The organism is Planotetraspora thailandica (assembly GCF_016863335.1).
In the GTDB taxonomy this organism is placed as follows: Bacteria; Actinomycetota; Actinomycetes; order Streptosporangiales; family Streptosporangiaceae; genus Planotetraspora; species Planotetraspora thailandica.
On sequence record NZ_BOOR01000123.1, the window covers coordinates 1 to 1141 of the forward strand.

The window sequence follows — 1141 nt, forward strand, 5'->3', positions numbered from 1 at the left end:
GGGTTGCGTCCACGGGAGTGGTGTAAGAGTTTCCGCTGGTAGAGGCGTGGCGTCGTGAAATGAGGACGGCCATCGCGTGATCCTTCGTGATTGCGAATCAAGAGCGAAGGAGAAGAAAGCGATGGCCGTGAACGACAGTGTGGACCCTGCCGGCTGGCTGGCGGAGCGAATCGGGGCGCAGGATCCGGATCTGTTGCGATCCATGGTGAAGACCATGGCCGAGGCGTTGATGTCGGCCGAAGCAGACAGCGTCTGCGGGGCCGACTACGGGAAGCGCAGCAGCGAGCGGACCAACTCCCGCAACGGCTACCGAACGCGGGAGTGGGACACCCGGGCAGGGACGGTGGAGCTCGCGATTCCGAAGCTGCGGCAGGGTTCCTACTTCCCAGAGTGGCTGCTGGAACGCCGGCGGCGGGCCGAACAAGCCCTGGTCAGCGTCGTGGCCACCAGCTACCTGCTCGGTGTCTCAACGCGGCGGGTGGACAAGCTGGTCGAGCAGCTCGGCATCACCGGCATCTCCAAAAGCCAGGTCTCAGCTATGGCCAAAACCCTGGATGCGCAGGTGGAGGCGTTCCGCACCCGAGCCTTGGATGGAGGGCCGTACGCGTTCGTGTGGCTGGACGCCTTGACCCAGAAGGTGCGCGAGGGCGGGCGCATCGTCAACGTCCATGCCCTGATCGCGACCGCGGTCAACGCCAACGGCCAGCGGGAGATCCTCGGCCTGGACATCAGCTCTCGGGAGGACGGCGCCGGGTGGCTGGCGTTCCTGCGTGGCCTGGTCGCCCGTGGCCTGTCCGGCGTCCAGTTGGTCATCTCCGATGCCCATGCCGGGCTGGTGGAAGCTGTCGGCGCCACGTTGCCTGGGGCGTCGTGGCAGCGGTGTCGAACGCACTACCTGCGGAATTTGCTCACGGCTGTCCCGAAGTCGGCACAGCCATGGGTGGCCACGCTGGTGCGGACCATCTTCGATCAACCCACCACCGAACAGGTGCGCGCCCAGCACGCCTGGGTCATCGACGCCCTCCAGGCGAAGTACCCGGCCGCCGCCGACCACCTCGACCAAGCCCGCGAGGACCTGCTCGCGTTCGCCCAGTTCCCCCGAGAGATCTGGAAACAGATCTGGTCGAACAACCCCCAAGAA

Annotated in this window: 1 protein-coding gene; it reads left to right on the forward strand. The window is 66.1% G+C overall.

The features are described 5' to 3' along the window. Positions 1 to 121 precede the first annotated feature (121 nt). Positions 122 to 1141: IS256 family transposase (locus tag Pth03_RS41125; RefSeq protein WP_203949953.1), on the forward strand; the 1020-nt coding region annotated here is incomplete at its 3' end.